The sequence below is a fragment of the Ochrobactrum sp. SFR4 genome (assembly GCF_019730395.1).
GTDB lineage: Bacteria > Pseudomonadota > Alphaproteobacteria > Rhizobiales > Rhizobiaceae > Pseudochrobactrum.
In genome coordinates this window covers 1-242 of the sequence record NZ_JAAPBB010001255.1, presented here as the reverse complement: position 1 = coordinate 242, position 242 = coordinate 1, and the positions used below count along the sequence as shown (strand labels likewise).

General features: G+C 56.2%; 1 pseudogene. It reads left to right on the top strand.

Annotated features, from left to right (window positions below):
- A pseudogene (locus HBA93_RS23040) lies at positions 1-242 on the top strand (hypothetical protein); the annotation flags it as partial.

Below are 242 nucleotides of genomic sequence, written 5' to 3'. Positions count from 1 at the left end.
AGCCGCGTATCTACCGCAACAGCGGATCACAAGGCATTCAGGCACCGGCGCAACGCTCCGCCACACGCCAGCAAGCACGCACAAAACAGGATAAAGCTCTGCAACGGAATGCAACCTATCAGCAGGGTTCATTCATCCGCACCAGCACGGCAGCACCGCAAAATCCTGCAAAGGCTGCGGGCGGTATGAACCCGATCTATTTGCCGCAGGAAGTTGATTACTCAGCTTCCCATAAGTCCGGA